Source organism: Dietzia kunjamensis (assembly GCF_045689975.1).
GTDB lineage: Bacteria > Actinomycetota > Actinomycetes > Mycobacteriales > Mycobacteriaceae > Dietzia > Dietzia kunjamensis.
On sequence record NZ_CP143297.1, the window covers coordinates 334,209 to 353,371 of the forward strand.

The following is a 19,163-nucleotide window of genomic DNA, read 5'->3' on the forward strand; positions in this document are numbered from 1 at the left end:
GGAAGTCCTCGTCGTCGTACCCCCTGGGTACCCTCTAGGCGTGGCTCTCTATCGGAAGTACCGCCCCGCCTCCTTCGCCGAGGTCGTGGGCCAGGAGCACGTCACCGAACCGCTCTCGGTGGCGTTGTCCTCCGGTCGTATCAACCACGCCTACCTCTTCTCCGGCCCGCGCGGCTGCGGCAAGACCTCGTCCGCCCGCATCCTCGCGCGCTCGCTCAACTGCGTGCAGGGGCCCACCGCCGACCCGTGCGGCGAATGCGACTCGTGCGTGGCGCTCGCGCCCGGCGGCCACGGGACCCTCGACGTCACCGAGCTCGACGCGGCCAGCCACGGCGGTGTCGATGACACGCGTGATCTGCGCGAGCGGGCGTTCTTCGCGCCGGCGTCCTCGCGGTACCGGGTGCTCATCATCGACGAGGCCCACATGGTTACCAACGCGGGCTTCAACGCGCTGCTGAAGATCGTGGAGGAGCCGCCGGAGCACCTCATCTTCATCTTCGCCACCACCGAGCCGGAGAAGGTGTTGCCCACCATCCGCTCGCGCACGCACCACTACCCCTTCCGGCTGCTCACGCCCACGTCGATGCGCGGGCTGCTCGAGCGGATCTGCGAGCAGGAGGGTGTGCAGGTCGAGCCGACCGTGTTCCCGCTGGTCATCCGGTCCGGCGGGGGATCGCCGCGCGACACGCTCAGTGTGCTGGACCAGCTCATGGCCGGCGCCGGTGACGAGGGCATCACCTATCCGCGCGCGGTGAGCCTGCTCGGGGCGACCGAGGTCGCGCTCATCGACGACACGGTGGATTCGCTGGCCGCCGGCGACGGTGCCACGCTGTTCCGGACCGTCGACAAGGTGGTCGAGGCCGGGCACGATCCGCGTCGGTTCGCCGCCGATCTGCTGCAGCGGCTGCGCGACCTCATCATGGTGCAGTCCGTGCCGCAGGCGATCGAGCGTGGGCTCGTCGACGCGCCGGTGGAGCAGGCCGAGACCATGCGGCGTCAGGCCGAGAACATCGGGCCCGCCACTCTCGCCCGCTGTGCCGACATGGTGCACGAGGGGATGGGGTCGATGCGCGGGGCCACCTCGCCGCGGCTGTTGCTGGAGATCCTCTGCGCCAAGCTGCTCCTGCCCTCCGCGGACGACTCCATGATCGCGCTGCTGCAGCGTGTCGAGTCGCTCGAGTCGGGCGCCGTGCGGCCGGCCGCCGCGGCGGGTGCCGTCGGTGGCGGTGGATCCGCACCGGGAGGGTCGCCTCGGGGAGACGACGACGAGCCCCGCCCCGGCACCGCCGGCGGGCCGGGGCCGCAGGCTGCCGGCCAGGCTGAGGGGCGGCCCAAGTTCGTGCGCCGGTCGCAGCAGCAGGCCGCGCCCGCCGCAGAGCAGCCGGCGCCGCAGACCCCCGCGCCGGCGGGCCAGGGTGCGCCCCCGGCTGCGGCTCCGGCTGCAGCTGCGCCTTCAACTCCGACGCCGACTCCGACTCCGCCTCAGGCGTCCGCGCCAGAGCCGCCGCACGCCGCCGCCGAACCCGCGCCGAGCCGACCCGCCGCGCCGACTGGGAACACAGCGCCGAACGAGCCCGCCGTGGCAGACGACCCCGCCGCCCCGGCCGTGCCCGCCGGGTCCGTCGCGGAGCAGATCGCGGCGAACCGGACTGCCGAGTCGGAGTCCTCGCAGCACACTCAGTCGCGGCAGTCGGCACAGCCCCCGCAGTCGGCCCAACCGCCGACCTCCGAGCAGCAGCCCGTGGGTGACGTCCTGCCCGGGCCGGCATCTGAGCCCGCCGCTCGTCCCGACGCCGCGAATGCTGCACCAACAGCACCCGCCGCAGGTCCCGACGTGGGTACCGAGGCGCCAAACGCCCGAGCGGTCGCTCCGGATCCTGCGCAGGCAGCCTCGGCCGGCGCCGACTCGACTCCTACCGCCGCGTCGGACCCACCCGCACCCGCGCCGGCGCAGACCGACGACCCGTGGCGCGAACAGCCCGCAACCGCGACCGAGCAGTCCGCGACCGAGCCGTCCGCACCGGTGCCGCCAACATCGGATCCGGAGCAGGCGTCGTCCGGGCAGGACCCGGAGACACAGCCCGTGGCGGCGTCCGCGCCCGCGGCTGCCGCCCCCGGGATCGAGGCCGAGGACATCCGCCGGGCCTGGCCCGCCATCCGCGACGCCGTCCGCACCCGCACCCGCACCGTGGAGGTCATGCTCGCCGGCGCGACGGTCGCCGGGGTGGACGGCCGGGTGATCCACCTGGTGCACGACTACGCGCCGCTGGCCAAGCGCCTCTCGCAGCCGCACAACGCCACCGCCATCACCGACTCGATCACCGAGGTCGTGGGCGGCGACTGGACCATTCGCTGCACGTCGGGCTCCGCGTCCGCGGCAGCCGGGGACGCCGCGGCTTCCGCCGATGCGTCTTCTCCAGCACCCGGACGGGGATCCGCCGCGGGCCCTACTGACGCCCCCGGCGCGCCCCAGCAGGGCGAGCCGCGGGGCTGGGAGCGTCGCCTGCGCGGTGCGGACGCGGGGCAGGGCCAGGGCGGCGGTCGCTCGGGCGGCGGGTACGACGACATCCCGCCGCCGCCCGAGGAGCCGGAGCCGGAGCCGGGCGAGCCCAACAGCCCACCCCCGCAGCCGGTCAGCGAGGAGGAGATGGTGGACGAGGCCCGCAGTGGCCCCCAGAACCTCGACCACCGGACCGGTGAGGACATCGCGTTGGCCCTGCTCAAGGAGCACCTCGGAGCCCGCCCGCTCGAGCGCTGACCCACCCGGACCGCCGCGCGCCGGGGCATGGTGTCCTACCGGACGGTTACGCTGGGAACCGACCGACCGGGGCCGCCCCGGCAGGGTCAGGCCTGAACACCAGCCATGAACTCAGCACTGCCCCGCACACCGCCGAAAGGACCCCGCCATGCAGCCCGGACCCGACATGAACGCCCTGCTCCAGCAGGCACAGCAGATGCAGGCCCAGCTCGCCGAGGCGCAGCAGGAGATCGCCGCGAGCACCGTCGACGGTCAGGCGGGCGGCGGACTCGTCACCGTCTCCATGCGCGGCACCGGTGAGGTCACCGGCGTCACGATCGACCCGAAGGTCGTCGACCCCGAGGACATCGAGACGCTCCAGGACCTCCTCGTCGGCGCGTTCGGCGACGCCCACACCAAGGTGCAGGAGCTCGCCGAGTCCCGCCTCGGCCCGCTGGCCTCCGGTGGCGGCCTCGGCGACATGATGGGCGGACTGGGAATGTGAGCCCGCGGGGCCCGGCATGTGCCGGGCCCCGCCACCGGGTTCCGACCCGTAATCGGACCCGCCACCCGGCGACGCAGCCGTCGTCGGGACAGCAAGAGCACAGGAAAGCGCGATGTACGAGGGACCGGTCCAGAACCTGATCGACGAGTTCGGCAAGCTGCCGGGCATCGGTCCGAAGTCTGCGCAACGCCTGGCCTTCCACCTGCTGCAGGCCGAGCCCGACTCCGTCGAACGCCTCCGCTCCGCGCTGCAGGCCGTGGTCGAGGGCGTCACCTACTGCGAGGTCTGCGGGACCGTCGCGGCGGCCGAGCGTTGCCGTATCTGTTCGGACCCGCGCCGCGACCCCACGCTCATCTGCGTGGTCGAGGAGCCCAAGGACATCGAGGCCATCGAGCGCACCCGGGAGTTCCGCGGGCTCTACCACGTGCTCGGCGGGGCGCTCGACCCCATCAACGGCATCGGACCCAACGAGCTGCGCATCGCCGGCCTGATGCGGCGGGTCGGCGGGGAGGCCGAGGGCGAGGAGATCGCCGAGATCATCATCGCGACCGATCCCAACACCACGGGCGAGGCCACCAGCACTTACCTGGCCCGTCTGCTGCGGCCGTTCCCCGGCCTCGTGGTGAGCCGCCTGGCGTCCGGCCTGCCGATGGGCGCCGACCTGGAGTTCGCCGACGAGCTCACCCTCGGCAGCGCACTGTCGGGGCGCCGCATCCTCTCGGGCGGGCCCGCCCAGGCCCCCCGGTCGGGCGGCGTGCTGCGCCCCGAGCAGATCGACCCCGCGCAGCCCGCCGTACCCGCGCCGAACTCGGCGCCCGCCCAGGACACCCCGCCTGCCCCGGACGCGTGGGCCCCGGCCCCGGCCGACCCCGCACCGAGCCCGGAGATCGGCTACCCGGGCGCGGAGTCAGAGTCCGAACAGCCTCGCGGCGTTTCCGTGCCACACCGCCCGTAGCCAGTCGTCGCCCATCCCGAGCCCGGCGAGGGCCTCGAGCTGGTGCGCGTACGGGTACGGGATGTTCGGGAAGTCCGTCCCCAACAGAACCTTGTGGCCCAGATCGGCCAGGCGACCGCGCTCGTCCTCTGGAAACGGCATGGTCTCCTCGACGAAGTCCGTGAACGCCATCGTGGTGTCGAGGTAGACGTTCTGGTACCGCTCGGCCAGATCGAGGAACTCCGAGTACTCGCCCATGCCCATGTGGGCGACGATCAGCGGCAGCTCAGGGAACTGCTCGAGCACCGCAGCCACCGGCTCAGGTCCGGTGAACTCGCCCGCCACGGGCCCGGACCCGCAGTGGATGACCGTGGGCACCTGCGCCTCGGACAGCACACCCCACACCGGTTCCAACAGCGGGTCACGGGGGTCGTACTCGCCCACCTGGATGTGCGACTTGAACACCCGTGCCCCGGCGTCGACGGCATCCCGGACGTAGTCGGCCGCCGCCGGCTCGGGATAGAAGGTCGCCGTGTGCAGACAATCCGGGTGCCGGGAGGCGAACTCCGCGGCCCACGCGTTGAGCCAGGCCCCCATCTCGGGCTTGTGCGGGTACAGCATGGACGAGAACGCCAGCACCCCGTACGAGCGCAGCCGCTCGACCCGCTCGTCCTCGGCCTCCCGGTACGTGATGGGCCAGGGACGCCCGATCTTGGGGCCGGCGGCGTCGAAGTAGTTCCACACCTTGTCCATGACCCGCGTCGGCATGAAATGGGTGTGCACGTCGATGACCCCGGGCAGCCCCAGCGGCTCCCACAACGCGCGGACCTGCGCTGCCTCGACGGCGGGATCGGGCGGGGACACGGTCCCGGTGAGGGTGGCGACGCCGTGGTGTTCACACATGTCACCGAGGGTATGTCAGAGGCGCCGACCCGCAGGGCGATCGGGCGTCCACGGCCATCGCTACCCCCGGACGCAGACGACCTCACGGTCACGACACGAATCCGCCCCTCGGTATGCGATCCGCCCGCGGGCGCCGCAGCGCGAATCAAAATTCGGAGGGCAGATCGAGGCGGCTCGGGGCAGATCGGAGGGCGGATCGCGACCCGGGGAGCAGATCGCGATCCGGCGAGCGGACCGCCGGACGGCTCAGCGGCGAGCGGCCGCGATCCGTTCGCGGCGCAGCTGCGCCACCGCGGGGACCTCGACCGGCGGTAGCGAGTCCACACCCAGCGCGCGGCACAGCAGCAGGTCGGCCAGCTCGGGATTGCGGGCCAGCGCCGGCCCGTGCATGTAGGTGGCGATGATCGACCCCTGCACCACGCCCTCGACCAGCCCGCCGGCCGGGACCTGCTGCCCGGCCGGGACGCCGTTGCCGACCCCGGAGGTCACGCGGCCCAGGGGGGCGGCGTCCGGGCCCAGGACGGTGGCGCCCATGTGGTTCTCGAAGCCCGTCAGCGGCTGCGTCAGGCCCGCGACCTGCGGCGCGACCACCAACTCGCCGATCGAGCGGGAGGCCTGAGGCGTCGTGGTGACGTCCAGCAGGCCGAGGCCGGGCGCACGGGATCCGTCAGAGACCACGAACCACTCGCCGAACACCTGCATCCCGGCACAGATCGCCAGGACCGGCGCGCCGCGCTCCACCGCTCGCTGCAACCCCGGCGACGCGGTCAGGTGCCGGGACGCCAGCTTCTGCGCCGCGTCCTCGCCACCGCCCACGGTGTAGAGGTCGCACGAGTCCGGGACCTCGTCCTCCAGGGTGATCCGCACGATCTCGGCGTCGTATCCGCGCCACCTCAGGCGCTGGCGCAGGACCAGCGAGTTGCCGTCGTCGCCGTACGTCCCCATGACGTCCGGCAGGACCAGGCCGATCCGCACGGTCGACTCGGAGGGCCGGGCCGAATCCGCGGCGACGGTGTCCAGCGGTGAGGCCGAGGCGCCGGCGTCGCGGCCCCCGGCGTTGCGCGGGTCGGGATTCGTCCCGGAACCGCCCGCGCCGGGGATCTCCGCGCCAGTGTTCTGCTCGCTCATCGCTGCTGCTCCTTCCGGTCGGCCCCGGCCCCGGTGCGGGGCCCGACAGCGGCGATCGCCCGCCCCAGATCGCGGAACGCGGTGTAGTTGGCCAGCACCTCCACGCGCCCGGGTGGGCAGCGGCGGATCGCGGTCAGCGGGTCCGGCTCCAGCTGGTGCTCGACCCCGGCGTAACTCAGCCGCACCGACAGGTCGGCGGCGCGCTCGCCCGAGGCGTACACGGTCACGCCCTCGAAGCTCTCGAAGCGCACGTCCCACAACCACGACAGGTCCACGCCGTCGGCGACCTGCCCGTTGACAGCGATCACCAGGCCGTCGGCGGAGGTGTCGATCATGCCGAGCGCCTCCTGCCAGCCGGCCGGGTTCTTGGCCAGCAGCAGGTGGGCGGCCCGCCCGTCCACGTCGACGGTCGAGTAGCGTCCGGCCACGTCGTCGACCTGCTCCACCGCCCGGACGGCGGCGGCGGGGTCGGCGCCCATCGCCACGGCGGCGGCGACGGCCTGCGCGGCGTTGCCCCGGTTGGCCCGCCCCGGGATGGCCAGACTCATGGGGGCGCTGAACCCGTCGGGCCCGTGGATGGCCTCGTCGTCGACCCACCAGTCCGGTTCGGGCCGCTCGAACGTCCGGCCGTCGGGCAGCGTGCCCGCGGACCGCCACCGCACGGCCCCGGTGGAGTCCACTGTCCGCGAGATGGGTTCGCCGGTGCGCGGGCAGCTCACCGAGTCGCCCGCCCACGCGGACCCTGCGGCCACCCAGACCACGGACGGGTTGTCGTACGCCACGGAGGTGATCATCACGTCGTCGCAGTTCGCCACCACCGTCGCCTGCGGCTGCGCGGCCACCCCGGCCCGCAGCCGGCGCTCGATGGCGTTGATCTCCCCGACCCTGTCCAGCTGATCGCGGCTGAGGTTGAGCAGCACGATCGCCTCGGGCGCCGTGTTCTCCGCGACCGCGGGCGTGTGGAGCTCGTCGACCTCGATGGCGGCCAACCCGGCCACCCGGTCGGCCCCGAGAGCGGACACGATCCCGGCGTCCATGTTGTCGCCGTTCGCGTTCGAGGCGACCCGGCCCACCGTCGACAGGGCGGAGGCGACCATCCTCGTCGTCGTCGACTTGCCGTTGGTCCCCGTGACCAGCACGGTCTTCCGGCCCGCCGCGAGCTGGCGCATGAGGCCAGGATCGAGCTTGAGCGCCACCAGGCCGCCGATCATCCCGCCCGACCCGCGCCCCGACACCCGGGACGCCCAGGTCGCCAGCCGGGAGACGGCCACGGCCACCCGGCCGCGGGGGGTGAGTGCGGTGATCGCGGGGGAACTCATGCCGCCGAGTCTAGGCAGCGCGGCGTCCGGGCAGCACGGCCGCCTCAGAACCGCACCGCACCGCCCAGCGCGTAGCGGCCGCTCGCGGTGTTCACCACGGTGTGAACGCCGTGACCTGCGACGGTGACGGCCGGGATGTCGGAGGGGTCTGGGACGATGGTGGGCATGGCAGGTTGGGTGGTGGTGGACGTCGAGACGTCGGGGATGACGCCGGCGGTCGACCGTGTGTTGTCGGTGGCCGCGGTGGTGATCGACGACGACGGCGAGGTGGTCGAGGAGTTCACGACCCTGCTCAATCCGGGCGTCGACCCGGGGCCGGTCCACGTGCACGGCCTCACACCGGCACTCCTCGCGGGCAAACCACGCTTCCCGGACGTGGCCGCGGAGTTGGACCGGGTGCTCGACGGGAGGACGGTCGTCGCCCACAACGCCGCCTTCGACGCGTCGTTCCTCGCGGCCGAGGCCCGCCGGGCAGGACTCCCGGCGCCGCTCGAGCGGTTCCTGTGCACCCTGGACTTCGCCGGTCGGCTGCACCTGTCCACCGCCGACCTCAAACTGTCGACGCTCGCCGCCCACTTCGGGGTGGAGCAGCGGGCCGCGCACGACGCCCACGATGACGCCCTCGTGTTGGCCGGGGTGTTCGCCGGACTGCTCGAGGTGGCCGGGGGCAAGGACGTGCAGCCGAAGCTGCGCGAGCTCGACGCGATGGTGGCGCATCCCGAGACCGGTTACCTCGTGTCCACGGTGTGGGCGGAGGCCCTCGCCGCCCCCAGGCTGTGGCGGCCGGCCGGGCGGCTCAAGCGCGGCGGCGGGCTGGTGCAGGGCATGGAGGTGGTCTTCACCCAGGACGTGGACCGCGATCCGGAGGAGATCGCCGGCCTCGTCGTCGACTCCGGTCTCTACGTCGCCGACCGCATCTCGTCCCGCACGTCCCTCGCAGTGTGCGACGCACCGGGCGCCGTGCGGGGTCGGACCGCGTTCGCCCGCAAGAAGGGGCTCGAGCTGGTGCCGTACGCGCGGTTCGAGGAGATGCTCGCCGCCGTCGCCCCCGGACGGCCCGTCGCCGGGGCCCAGGCCGTGGACAGTGCGCAGGGGGCGCTCTTCTGACCCCGCGCTCCGCGCTGCTCGGCGCCCGCGTTCCGCGCCTCCAGACCCCCGCGTTCCGCATCGTGGGGCGCTGGCCCGAGGCGGCGCGGCGGAACTGACATGATGGGCGACGGCCACCGTCGTCGACCACAGGAGTACCGCAAGTGCCCGCACCCCAGAACGCCGCCGCCCGTGAGGTCTACGAGAAGGAACGCGCCCACGTCCTGACCCCGTGGTCGGCCTGGGGTTCGAGCGACCCGATGGTCGTCACCGCGGCCGAGGGCTGCCACCTCACCGACGGGGACGGCAACCGGCTGCTCGACTTCACCTCGCAGCTGGTCAACACCAACATCGGCCATCAGCACCCGGTGGTCGTCAAGGCCATCCAGGACCAGGCCGCCGAGCTGTGCACCATCAATCCGGCACACGCCAACGCCGCCCGCGCCGAGGCGGCCCGCCTCGTCGCCGAGGTCGCGCCCGCCGGGATGAACCGCGTGTTCTTCACCAACGCCGGCACCGAGGCCGTCGAGCACGCCGTCCGCATGGCCCGCCGCCACACCGGCCGCCACAAGACCCTGTCGGCGTTCCGCAGCTACCACGGCGCCACCACCACCTCGATGAACCTCACCGGTGACACCCGCCGCTGGGCCAACGACATGGGCAACACCGGCGCCGTGCACTTCCACGCCCCGTTCCTGTACCGCTCGCAGTTCTACGCCGAGAACGACAAGCAGGAATGCGACCGGGCGCTCGAACACCTCGACTCGCTCATCGGCCTCGAGGGCCCCGACCACTTCGCCGCCCTCATCATCGAGTCGGTGCCCGGCACGGTCGGCATCATGGTGCCGCCGGCCGACTACCTGCGCGGTGTGCGCGAGATCTGCGACAAGTACGGGATCGTCATGATCTGCGACGAGGTGATGTCCGGCTTCGGCCGCACCGGCGAGTGGCTCGCCCTGGACCACTTCCGCTCCGGCGACGACGACTGGGCGCCCGACCTCATCACCTTCGCCAAGGGCTCCAACTCGGGTTACGTCCCGCTCGGCGGCGTCATCCTGCACGACCGCATCGCCGCCTCCTTCGAGACCACGCCCTACACCGGCGGGTTGACCTACGCCGGGCACCCGCTGGCCTGCGCCTCCGTGGTCGCGACGATCAATCTCATGCGCGACGAGAAGATCGTCGAGAACGCGAAGATGATCGGCGAGGACGTCATCGGCCCGCGCCTGCGCGAGCTCGCCGAAAAGCACCCGTCGATCGGCGAGGTCCGCGGCCTCGGCGTGTTCTGGGCCGTGGAGATGGTGGCCGACCGCGAGACACGCGAGCCCCTCGCGCCCTACGGTGGATCATCGGAGGCCATGGCCCGCACGTTCGGTAAGGCAAAGTCCGACGGCCTGCTGCTGTTCATGAACTACAACCGATTCCACGTGGTGCCGCCGTGCATCATCACCCCGGACGAGGCCAACGAGGGCCTCGACATCTTCGACCGCGCACTCGACGTGGCCGATGAGTACGTGAGGAGCTGACCATTCGATGGCGCTGATATTGCGGCTGATCGTCAACGCCGTCGCCCTGTGGGTGGCGACGCTGATCGTGCCGGGCATCACCCTGCACGAGATCTCCGGGGCCGCAGCCTCTGGCGCCGGCGACATCGAGAACGAGGTGAACGTCCCCACCATCACGGCGCTGCTCGTCGTCGCGGTGGTGTTCACCCTGGTCAACGCGGTGATCAAACCGATCGTTCAGTTGCTGTCGCTGCCGCTGACGATCCTCACCCTGGGCCTGTTCCTGCTGGTGGTCAACGCGCTGATGCTCATGCTCACCGGCTGGATCACCACGACGTTCCAGCCCTTCGGGGCCGAGTACGTGGTGAGCGGGTTCTGGGCGGCGTTGTTCGGCGCGATCGTGATCGGCCTGGTCAACTGGGTGCTTGGGATGCTGGTCCCCGGTCGCGCCCGCGACTGAGCGGCGGCGGCGGCTGAGCGGCGGCGGCTGAGCGGCGGCGGCTGAGCGGCGCCCGGGCGGGCACCCGCCCGCGACCGAGCGGCGGCGGCGGCTGAGCGGCGCCCGGGCGGGCACCCGCCCGCCGAGCAGAGGAATTCGCGCACCCGCTACTCGGGCGATGCAGTAGAGATCCTCTGCTCGGCGGCGGCGACGGCGACGGCGATGGCGCCGCGAGGGGCGGGCGGCGCCGCCCGGTTCAGGTCAGGAGCCGAATGCCGCCGAGGAGACGGCGGTCGGGGCCCAGCCCCGCGCTGCCTGGTCGCGGATGAACTGCATCTGCGGGTAGAACGAGTTGCCCGGGCAGGCGGTCCCGCCCCAGTCGCGGTGGCCCGACACGGCCATCATCGGTCGCGTGGCCCCGCCCTGCGGGTTGCGATAAGTGATGCCCGCACGCGGGTTGATGCCGGTGGCGTTGCACAGGGCCCGGACGCAGTCGATGGCCGCGCCCACCGCGCGCGAGGTCGGCGGTGCACCGGTGAAGTCACCGAGCAGGCTGATGCCGATGTTGCCGTTGTTGAAGCCACCCACGTGGCCACCGGTGACGACCGGGGGAGCGATCCCGGCGACCGGCGGGACCTGGAAGACCGGATTGCCGACGGGCGTACCGCCGCGGCCCTGGTAGATCCGGCCCTCGGGGTCGATGAGCAGGTGGTACCCGACGTCGCCCCAGCCCAGGGTGTTGGCGTGGTAGTTGTAGATCGCCCGCACGCTGGCCGCACGGTCCGGGCCGACCGCCGAGGCCGTGTGGTGGATCGTGATGGACTGCGCGGGGAAGTAGGAGGGCGCCCAGCGGAAGCCCGCGACATCGCCCGCACCCCACGCCGCGCGCGGGATGACCGGTAGGCCCGCCAGGCCGACGCTGCCGAGGCTGTAGTTGCGCGGGGTGCCGCGGCCGTCGTCGAACACGGTCGCCTCCGCGCCCGCGGGCGCATCGACCTCGTATCCCACGGCACCATCAGGCGCGGAGACGAGCTCGGAGGCGGGCGTGCTACCGGCGTCCGGGGCGGAGTCCATTCCCTCGAGTGGGAGCCAGTCGCCGACCGAGCCGTCGGGGAAGGCGAACCGGATCCGGCCGACGATCTCCTCGGCACTGGGGAACGTCACGCCGACGTAACCGAGCGGGCCGTTGGGCTGGATCATCCCGCTGCCGGTCGAGATCGACTGCATGAGGTCCTGGGCCACGCCGAGCGAGCCGGTGGTGAAGGGATTGGCCCCGGCGACGGGGCCACGGACGGTGGAGGCGACGGCGGCGCCCACGCCGACGGATGCGGCTGTGAGAAATCCACGGCGTGTAACGGACATACGGGCTCCAGACTGAGGTTTGCGAAGGGCCGACCCATACCTATCGGCACGGCCCGCCGCTACATTACGCGCTTGACGTGACCGAATCGAGACCCTCGTTACCGGAGGGATATCTGAGGGTGATGTGACTGATGTGGCGGCGTCCGCCCGGGCGATGAGGCCAAACGCCTTGTGCTGCCCCACGATTCGCGCGCGCCCCGACGCGCGACGAGAAGACCGTTCCGCACGCAGCCTCTCGGGCGATGTGTGCGGAACGGTCTTGTCGATGGCCGGGCGGCGCGCCCGTCCGGCCGGCGGGCCCACCCGGGCGGCGGGCTCACCCGGAGGGCAGGCCCGGCCAGACGGCGGGCACCACCCCGTCCGCCGGCCCGGCCGACCATCAGCCGGTCAGGGGGCCCAGGTGCGGGCGCCCTCGACCGAACCGACGGCCTCGGCGCCCTCGGCCTCATCGGCGTAGGCGCGGTTCACGGCGGAGACCACGGCGCGCAGGGAGGCGGTGGTGATGGAACCGGCCCGTCCGACTCCCCAGAAGACCCGGTTACCGAACTGCACCTCGACGTACGCGGCCGCGGTGGCGTCATCCCCGGACGTCATCGCGTGTTCCGAGTAGTCGAGGATGCGTACCTCGTCGTCGAACATCTCGTTCAGCGCGGCGACGAACGCGGCGAGGGGTCCGTTCCCGGACCCCGCCAGCTCACGGGTCTCGCCCTTCCACTTGATGACGGCCTCGATGGCGTCCTCGCCGTCATCGGTCTCGGCGGGCACGAGGTGCTGCGACATGCGCTCCATGGGCGAGACGCGGTCCAGGTACTCCGTCGAGAAGATGTCCCACATCGCCTTGGGGGTGACCTCGCCGCCCTCGGAGTCGGTGACCGACTGGACCAGGGCGGAGAACTCCATCTGCAGGCGCCGCGGCAGCTGCAGGCCGTAGTCGCTCTTCATGATGTAGGCGACGCCGCCCTTGCCGGACTGCGAGTTCACGCGGATGACGGCCTCGTACGTGCGGCCCTCGTCCTTGGGGTCGACGGGCAGGTAGGGCACCTCCCACGTGATGTCGGTGATGTCCTCGCCGCGGGCGTCGGCCTCGGCCTGCAGGGCGTCGAAGCCCTTGTTGATGGCGTCCTGGTGGGAGCCGGAGAAGGCGGTGAAGACTAGGTCGCCGCCGTAGGGGTGACGCTCGGGCACGGGCAGCTGGTTGGCGTACTCGACCGTGCGGCGGATCTCGTCCATGTCGGAGAAGTTGATCTGCGGGTCCACGCCGCGGGTGAGCATGTTCATGCCCAGCGTCACCAGGCAGACGTTGCCGGTGCGCTCGCCGTTGCCGAACAGGCAGCCCTCGATGCGGTCGGCGCCGGCCTGGAACGCCAGCTCAGCGGCGGCCACACCGGTGCCGCGGTCGTTGTGCGGGTGCAGCGACAGGATCGTGGAGTCGCGGTGCGCCAGGTTGCGGTGCATCCATTCGATCTGGTCGGCGTAGACGTTGGGCGTGGCCATCTCGACGGTCGCCGGCAGGTTGATGATGATCGGGTTCTGCGGGGTGGCGCCCACGACCTCGGTGACGGCGTCGCAGACCTCCTTGGAGAACGCCAGTTCGGTGCCGGTGAAGGACTCGGGCGAGTACTCCCAGCGCCAGTTGGTGTCGGGGTAGTCCTTGGCGATCGTGGTGACCAGCTCGGCGGCGTCGATGGCGATCTTCTTGATGGCGTCGCGGTCCTTGCGGAAGACCACCTTGCGCTGCAGGATCGACGTTGAGTTGTAGAAGTGCACGATCACGTCGGACGCGCCCTCGCACGCCTCGAACGTGCGGCGGATGAGATCCTCGCGGCACTGGACCAGCACCTGGATGGTGACGTCTTCGGGGATCGCGTCGTCCTCGATGATCTCGCGGACGAAGTCGTAATCCGTCTGCGAGGCGGACGGGAATCCGACCTCGATCTCCTTGTAGCCCATACGGACGAGCAGGTCGAACATGCGGCGCTTGCGCGCGGGGCTCATGGGATCGATCAGGGCCTGGTTGCCGTCGCGCAGGTCCACGGCGCACCACTGGGGGGCGTGGGTGATGATCTTGTCCGGCCAGGTGCGGTCGGGCAGGGAGACGTCCTCGACCTCCTCGGCGAACGGCCGGTAGCGGTGCGCCGGCATAGAGGAGCCGCGCTGTTTGTTCCACGACGGCTGGTCGGGGCGGCCGGGCTTGGAGGGGGGAGTCAGGGTCGACGACGACGAGACGAAGGCATCAGCGGGATTCATTGCAGTGGCTCAACTTCCTAGGGGGGGCGATCGGCAGGGATCGGACCGGCGCGACGAAATCCCGCGACGGGGAGCCGGTCCGCCTCAGCGGGCCCCGCCGCGGCACCCAAGAAGGAGCACGCGCTGCATGCGGGCCATCATACACATCTGCGCGGGACGTCACGGGATCGGAATGACGAACGTCGAGGACTCGGCTGTGGTCCTTTCGGGCGGTACCGACGGCGGGTCCTGGGTGAGGTCGTCGGGCACCTGCATGGATCCCCAGACCTTGCTGCAGCCGGCCTCCTCGGCCACCTCCACCGCCTTCTCGACCAGTCGGTGGGCGATGCCCCGGCCGCGCAGGTCCTCACGGACCCGGATGCCGTAGACGAACAGGTCGGGGCTGGCGCCGAGGTGCCCGGTCTCCACCGCGACGAGCATCGCGACCGGCACCTCGTCCTGCAGCGCCAGCACGAGCAGGTTGGAACCTCGGTCGAGGAAGTCCGTGGTCCATTCCGCGGTGGGCGGGGTGCTGAGCAGGTCACCCGCGGACAGCACGAGGTCAACATCCGCGCGCGCGGCGCGGCGGATGACGAGCTCCGGCGGGGTCATCTGTCCAGTGTGGCAAAAATCGAGGGGGTTCGGCATCGCCGACTGCCCTGGGTCATCGGTTGGCGATCATCCAGTCGATCCAGCCGTTCTGGGCGGGGATCGATTCGTACCGGGCCGGGTTGGTGCCGTCGGGCTGCCGGCGGTCGTGGTCGGAGCCGGAGTGGACGCCCACCAGTCGGTCGCCCTGGAAGACGGGTCCGCCGGAGTCGCCGTACCCGTATCCGCCCTGGATGGTGTGGGAGCGGCCGATGCGTGAACCGGCTCGGGGTTCCATCCGGTCGAGGCGGGTGAGGCCCGTGCGGAGTTCGGGGGAGCGCAGGCCGCGGGGGGTGGTCTCGCCGAATCCGTGGAAGCGCAGGACGGCGCCCGGGGCGGGGTCGACCCCGGCGCGCCGCACGGCGGGCGACGGCGCGGGGTGGCGCAGTTTGAGGAGCATGAAGTCCCCGGCGGGGGCCTTGTAGACCCTCTCGGGGGTGTGGCGACCGAGGCTGCCGGTGTCGAGAGATCCGAATGCGCCGACGATGGGCGGGCTGGCCAGGGAGGCGGTCGCGGTGAAGCCGCCGGGAACGGTGGCGAGGTTCCCGAATCCGAGGGTGTACGCGTCGGGGTTCGTCGGCCCGCAGTGGGCGGCGGTGGCCACCCAGCGCGGGTGGATGACGACGCCGGTACACGGGGCGCCGAGGACGCCGTCGAAGACGGTGATCTGCACGGCCCACGGGGCGGGGCCGGAGGGGGCGCCATTCACTACCGCGCCGGCCGTGGGTGCCGCGAACGCGAGCGACGTGGCCACCGTCCCGATGATGGCGGCGACCGTGGCGGCCAACCGGCCGGGGCGGGTGGGGCCACTGTGACGTGTGAGGCGCATGAGGCCCAGCTTAGGCGATGGTGGGGAGTTCTCGGGCCGCTCGACATGGGTCCTCATGGTGAGGACGTCGCGGCGTGCACCGGGGGCGTTACTCGGTGGCGCGGCGGTTCGGCGCGCGGTGGTCGGGGATCGACTGCGCCGAGTCGACGTCCTTGTGCGCGAGCCGCACCGTCGCGAGCACCATCACGGTCAGGGTGGCGCCCAGCAGCATCAGGGCGGCGCCGTCGACGGAGAACCACTCGCCCAGCACCACCACGCCCAGGCCGAGTGAGACGACCGGGGTGGTGACCGTGGAGGCGGGCACGGCCTGGTGCACCGCGCCCGCGGAGAACGACATCTGTTGGAGCGTCAGTGCGGCGACGGCGGCCACGCCCAGGCCGTACACCTCGCCGGTCGTGGCCACGGTGAACAGTCCGCCGTCGTGGAACCGCTCGGCGACGCCCTTCGTCAGCAGCGCGACGTAGGCGAACGCGGTGCCGCCGGCCACGCCCAGCAGGAGGGCACGGTTGCCGTTGGAGCGGCGGTTGCGGGAGACACCGAGGAGGGCGACGACGACGAGGAGTCCGCCCGCGCACGCGAGTGCCCACTGCCACCAGGGCGGGTGGGCGTCTCCTCCGGTGGGCCGTCCGTAGATGACGAGCACCATCACGCATCCCGTGAGGACGTACCCCCAGAAGAGTTCGGTCTTGGTGACCCGCCGACCGGTGACCCAGGCGCCGAGGGGGAGGGCGAACGTCAGTGAGAGGACGGTGATGGTCTGGACCAGGATGAGTGAACCGAACGCGAGCGCGAGGCCCTGGAACGCGAATCCGGCGAGGCTGATGACCATGCCGGTCCACCAGTACCGGCTAGCGAGCACGTTGAAGTGACCCTCGTGTCGACCCTTCGCGCGCTGGGGCGATCGGTGCCGCATGACGGTTCCGAAGGCCTGGCTGAGGGCGGACGCGAGGGCGAGAATCACTGCCGCCCAGATTTCACTCATCCCTGATGAGTAAACACCTCCCGTAAAGTAGGTCTGCGGTAAGCCGATCAACACCGGAAGGGTGTGACCGCGTGGCACTCGTAGTGCAGAAGTACGGCGGCTCCTCCGTGGAGTCCGCAGAACGAATCCGCCGGGTGGCGGAACGGATCGTGGAGACCAAGAAGGCGGGTAACGACGTCGTGGTCGTGGCCTCGGCTATGGGCGACACGACCGACGAGCTACTCGATCTGGCCGATCAGGTCTGTCCCTCGCCTCCGCAACGCGAGATGGACATGCTGTTGACCTCGGGGGAGCGCATCTCCAACGCGCTGCTCGCGATGGCCATCAGTTCGTTCGGGATGGAGGCTTATTCCTTCACCGGATCCCAGGCCGGGATCATCACCACGACCAGGCATGGCAACAGTCGCATCATCGACATCACCCCGGGGCGCGTCCGTGAGGCGCTGGACGAGGGCAAGATCGCCCTCGTCGCGGGCTTCCAGGGCGTGTCCCGCGAGACCCGCGACGTCACGACCCTGGGTCGCGGCGGGTCCGACACCACCGCGGTCGCCATGGCCTCGGCCCTGAGTGCGGACGTGTGCGAGATCTACTCGGACGTGGACGGCATCTACACCGCCGACCCGCGGATCGTGTCCGATGCCCGGAAGCTCGACACCATCTCGTACGAGGAGATGCTGGAGATGGCGGCCGTCGGGTCCAAGATCCTCAACCTGCGCAGTGTGGAGTTCGCCCGCCGCTACCACGTGCCGCTGCGCGTCCGCTCTTCGTATTCGACCAACCCGGGCACGCTCGTGGCCGGAAAAGTGGAGGACATCCCCGTGGAAGACGCAGTCCTGACCGGAGTCGCTCACGACGCCTCGGAGGCCAAGATCACGGTCGTCGGCATCCCCGACCAGCCGGGGTACGCGGCCAAGATCTTCCGCGTGGTGGCCGACGCCGAGATCAACATCGACATGGTCCTGCAGAACGTCTCCAAGGCGGAGGGCAAGACCGACATCACCTTCACCTGCCCGCGTGAGGTGGGCGCCAAGGCGACCGAGGTCCTGTCCAAGGCCAAGGACGAGCTGGGCATCGACCAGGTCCTCTACGACGACAACGTCGGCAAGGTCTCCCTCGTCGGCGCGGGCATGAAGTCGCACCCGGGCGTCACCGCGACGTTCTGCGAGTCGCTGTCCGAGGCCGGCATCAACATCGAGCTCATCTCGACCTCCGAGATCCGCATCTCGGCCCTGGTCCGGGAGGACGAGCTGCCCGACAGCGTCCGCGCGCTGCACAACGCGTTCGAGCTGGGCGGCGACGAGGAGGCGCAGGTCTACGCCGGCACCGGCCGCTGACCTGACCCTCGCCCGGCCCGCCCCAAGCCAGGCCGGCCCGGCGCCCGGCGCCCGGCGCCCGGCGCCCGGCGCCCGGCGCCCCGCGCACCCGGCGCCCCGCGCACCCGGCGCCCCGCCGAGCAGAGGAATTCGCCTGTATCGCCCGAGTGGCTCAGTGCGAAATCCTCTGCTCGGCGATCACCCGCCGCGGCTCGTCGTCCGAATCGGTCGGTTCAGCCGCGAAAGCTCCCGTAGCCGCGGCGGTGGAGGGCTGCGCGCACGTGGGCCAGGATCTCGCCGGGGGTGCGGACTAGCGAGGTCGCGGTGACCACCTCGATGTACCAGCCGGCCGCCCGAAGCCGGTTCCGTCGGATCTCGTCCTTCGCCTGCTGCTCTTTCGTGCGATGGTCCCCTCCGTCGTATTCCACCGCCACCTTCAACTCCGGCCAGGCGATGTCCAGGCGATACCTGAACTCGGAGACCCGGTGCTGCAGGACGAATCCGGTCAGACCGTTCTCGAGTAGGAACAGCCGCGTCCGGGTTTCCCAGGGCGACTCGGCATCTGTGTCGACCTCCTCGAGCCTCTCGAGAACAGTCCGGCGACCGCGGACGCCGTGCATGTCCTCCACCAGGGCCGGTAGGCGGCTGATCGGTAGGACACCCATGGTGGTGGAGGCGTCGAGCGCGCAGATGGCCTCGACGCGCGGTTCGCGACGAGCGATGTCGAACAAGACCCACTCGGGGCTGGCGATGCGGATGTCGGGGGAACGTCCCGACGTCAGCACGTGGATGTGCTCGGGCGGGATCCGGTACTGCCAGCCCGCCAGCCCGGGCCGTTCGATCCGCCGGCCCGGCGCCACCACATCGTCCGCGAACTCGCGCGGCGGGAAGTCGTGCCCATAGAGCGTGGCTGCGATCCACCCGGTCAACGTTGCGTCCGGGTAGAGCGTCATGAGCGCTTCGGCCCGCGCCCAGGCGTCGACGTGCACGTGGTCCCGGACCCACAGTCCGTGGTGCAGGCGGGTGTAACCGCGGTTCGTGACGCGGCTTCCGGTCAGGTGCCGCAGGTCGCGGGTGCGGATGGGGGCTGTGCGGATGGGGGCGGTGCGGGATTCTGCGCTCACGGACCGTGACTCTGCCAAGCGGACGTCGACTGGCAGGGGCGCAGAGCAGGGATCCGCGTCGACCTGTGGATGGGGCCGAGGGGTGTGGATAGCGATGCCACGGCCTATGGCCCAGGACGTCGA

Annotated in this window: 16 protein-coding genes and 1 pseudogene; 7 read left to right on the forward strand and 10 right to left on the reverse strand. The window is 71.5% G+C overall.

Annotation, left to right across the window (positions count from 1 at the left end; all coding sequences use genetic code 11):
* The first annotated feature begins 40 nt into the window (after nucleotides 1–40).
* From VZF99_RS01545 to recR, 3 genes and pseudogenes are all read left to right on the forward strand, one after another.
* Nucleotides 41–2,758 (forward strand): DNA polymerase III subunit gamma and tau, encoded by a 2,718-nt coding sequence (locus VZF99_RS01545; protein ID WP_407335527.1) that lies wholly within the window; start codon nucleotides 41–43, stop codon nucleotides 2,756–2,758.
* A 148-nt stretch (nucleotides 2,759–2,906) separates the two neighbouring features.
* Nucleotides 2,907–3,242 (forward strand): YbaB/EbfC family nucleoid-associated protein, encoded by a 336-nt coding sequence (locus tag VZF99_RS01550; RefSeq protein WP_067714618.1) that lies wholly within the window; start codon nucleotides 2,907–2,909, stop codon nucleotides 3,240–3,242.
* 112 nt (nucleotides 3,243–3,354) lie between these two features.
* Nucleotides 3,355–3,960, forward strand: a pseudogene (gene recR, locus VZF99_RS01555) (recombination mediator RecR); the annotation flags it as partial.
* A gap of 189 nt (nucleotides 3,961–4,149) precedes the next feature.
* Here recR and VZF99_RS01560 read toward each other — a convergent pair.
* From VZF99_RS01560 to VZF99_RS01575, 4 genes are all read right to left on the reverse strand, one after another.
* Nucleotides 4,150–5,079: an amidohydrolase family protein gene (locus tag VZF99_RS01560; RefSeq protein WP_407335528.1), complete on the reverse strand. Its 930-nt coding sequence runs from the start codon at nucleotides 5,077–5,079 to the stop codon at nucleotides 4,150–4,152.
* A gap of 246 nt (nucleotides 5,080–5,325) precedes the next feature.
* Complete coding sequence (locus tag VZF99_RS01565) at nucleotides 5,326–6,207, reverse strand: type 1 glutamine amidotransferase (RefSeq protein WP_119193465.1); 882 nt, start codon at nucleotides 6,205–6,207, stop codon at nucleotides 5,326–5,328.
* Complete coding sequence (locus tag VZF99_RS01570; protein WP_407335529.1) at nucleotides 6,204–7,526, reverse strand: MurT ligase domain-containing protein; 1,323 nt, start codon at nucleotides 7,524–7,526, stop codon at nucleotides 6,204–6,206. The genes VZF99_RS01565 and VZF99_RS01570 overlap by 4 nt, the downstream gene beginning before the upstream one ends.
* A 44-nt stretch (nucleotides 7,527–7,570) precedes the next feature.
* Nucleotides 7,571–7,693 carry a hypothetical protein gene (locus VZF99_RS01575; RefSeq protein ID WP_256385628.1) on the reverse strand — a complete coding sequence of 41 codons (123 nt, stop codon included), beginning with the start codon at nucleotides 7,691–7,693 and terminating at the stop codon, nucleotides 7,571–7,573.
* Here VZF99_RS01575 and VZF99_RS01580 point away from each other — a divergent pair.
* The 3 genes from VZF99_RS01580 (at nucleotide 7,692) to VZF99_RS01590 (ending at nucleotide 10,577) form a co-directional block, all read left to right on the forward strand.
* On the forward strand, nucleotides 7,692–8,633 hold the full coding sequence (locus tag VZF99_RS01580) for an exonuclease domain-containing protein (protein WP_163375379.1): 942 nt from the start codon (nucleotides 7,692–7,694) through the stop codon (nucleotides 8,631–8,633). The genes VZF99_RS01575 and VZF99_RS01580 overlap by 2 nt on opposite strands.
* A 143-nt stretch (nucleotides 8,634–8,776) precedes the next feature.
* Complete coding sequence (locus VZF99_RS01585; protein WP_067714604.1) at nucleotides 8,777–10,138, forward strand: aspartate aminotransferase family protein; 1,362 nt, start codon at nucleotides 8,777–8,779, stop codon at nucleotides 10,136–10,138.
* A 7-nt stretch (nucleotides 10,139–10,145) separates the two neighbouring features.
* Entirely contained in the window at nucleotides 10,146–10,577 is a 432-nt protein-coding gene (locus VZF99_RS01590) for a phage holin family protein (protein ID WP_096906198.1), read from the forward strand.
* 240 nt (nucleotides 10,578–10,817) lie between these two features.
* Here VZF99_RS01590 and VZF99_RS01595 read toward each other — a convergent pair whose 3' ends face one another.
* The 5 genes from VZF99_RS01595 to VZF99_RS01615 form a co-directional block, all read right to left on the reverse strand.
* Entirely contained in the window at nucleotides 10,818–11,918 is a 1,101-nt protein-coding gene (locus VZF99_RS01595; RefSeq protein WP_268093069.1) for a peptidoglycan recognition family protein, read from the reverse strand.
* A gap of 387 nt (nucleotides 11,919–12,305) precedes the next feature.
* Nucleotides 12,306–14,165, reverse strand: coding sequence for a 2-isopropylmalate synthase (leuA, locus tag VZF99_RS01600; RefSeq protein ID WP_407335530.1), 1,860 nt, complete (start codon nucleotides 14,163–14,165; stop codon nucleotides 12,306–12,308).
* A gap of 159 nt (nucleotides 14,166–14,324) precedes the next feature.
* Entirely contained in the window at nucleotides 14,325–14,756 is a 432-nt protein-coding gene (locus VZF99_RS01605; protein WP_407335531.1) for a GNAT family N-acetyltransferase, read from the reverse strand.
* Nucleotides 14,757–14,808: 52 nt separating this feature from the next.
* Entirely contained in the window at nucleotides 14,809–15,621 is an 813-nt protein-coding gene (locus VZF99_RS01610) for a trypsin-like serine protease (protein ID WP_407335532.1), read from the reverse strand.
* Between the two features lie 88 nt (nucleotides 15,622–15,709).
* The gene (locus VZF99_RS01615) at nucleotides 15,710–16,603 is read right to left on the reverse strand and encodes a DMT family transporter (protein WP_407335533.1); all 894 of its coding nucleotides are present in this window, start codon (nucleotides 16,601–16,603) and stop codon (nucleotides 15,710–15,712) included.
* Nucleotides 16,604–16,674: 71 nt separating this feature from the next.
* On the opposite strand from VZF99_RS01615, the gene VZF99_RS01620 reads away from it, so the two are divergent.
* A complete protein-coding gene (locus VZF99_RS01620; protein WP_407335534.1) occupies nucleotides 16,675–17,937 on the forward strand; it encodes an aspartate kinase in 1,263 nt (420 codons plus the stop codon).
* 212 nt (nucleotides 17,938–18,149) lie between these two features.
* Here the strand turns inward: VZF99_RS01620 and VZF99_RS01625 are convergent, their stop codons facing one another.
* Nucleotides 18,150–19,040: an endonuclease domain-containing protein gene (locus VZF99_RS01625; RefSeq protein ID WP_407335535.1), complete on the reverse strand. Its 891-nt coding sequence runs from the start codon at nucleotides 19,038–19,040 to the stop codon at nucleotides 18,150–18,152.
* Nucleotides 19,041–19,163: the final 123 nt, after the last annotated feature.

What these genes read in the sequence shown, in the direction of transcription:
- VZF99_RS01615 (WP_407335533.1), bottom strand. Translation starts at nt 16,603, where the DNA reads ATGAGTGAAATCTGGGCGGCAGTGATTCTCGCCCTCGCGTCCGCCCTC.
- VZF99_RS01590 (WP_096906198.1), top strand. Translation starts at nt 10,146, where the DNA reads ATGGCGCTGATATTGCGGCTGATCGTCAACGCCGTCGCCCTGTGGGTG.
- VZF99_RS01560 (WP_407335528.1), bottom strand. Translation starts at nt 5,079, where the DNA reads ATGTGTGAACACCACGGCGTCGCCACCCTCACCGGGACCGTGTCCCCG.
- VZF99_RS01550 (WP_067714618.1), top strand. Translation starts at nt 2,907, where the DNA reads ATGCAGCCCGGACCCGACATGAACGCCCTGCTCCAGCAGGCACAGCAG.
- VZF99_RS01570 (WP_407335529.1), bottom strand. Translation starts at nt 7,526, where the DNA reads ATGAGTTCCCCCGCGATCACCGCACTCACCCCCCGCGGCCGGGTGGCC.
- VZF99_RS01575 (WP_256385628.1), bottom strand. Translation starts at nt 7,693, where the DNA reads ATGCCCACCATCGTCCCAGACCCCTCCGACATCCCGGCCGTCACCGTC.
- VZF99_RS01610 (WP_407335532.1), bottom strand. Translation starts at nt 15,621, where the DNA reads ATGCGCCTCACACGTCACAGTGGCCCCACCCGCCCCGGCCGGTTGGCC.
- VZF99_RS01595 (WP_268093069.1), bottom strand. Translation starts at nt 11,918, where the DNA reads ATGTCCGTTACACGCCGTGGATTTCTCACAGCCGCATCCGTCGGCGTG.
- VZF99_RS01605 (WP_407335531.1), bottom strand. Translation starts at nt 14,756, where the DNA reads ATGACCCCGCCGGAGCTCGTCATCCGCCGCGCCGCGCGCGCGGATGTT.
- leuA (WP_407335530.1), bottom strand. Translation starts at nt 14,165, where the DNA reads ATGAATCCCGCTGATGCCTTCGTCTCGTCGTCGTCGACCCTGACTCCC.
- VZF99_RS01565 (WP_119193465.1), bottom strand. Translation starts at nt 6,207, where the DNA reads ATGAGCGAGCAGAACACTGGCGCGGAGATCCCCGGCGCGGGCGGTTCC.
- VZF99_RS01580 (WP_163375379.1), top strand. Translation starts at nt 7,692, where the DNA reads ATGGCAGGTTGGGTGGTGGTGGACGTCGAGACGTCGGGGATGACGCCG.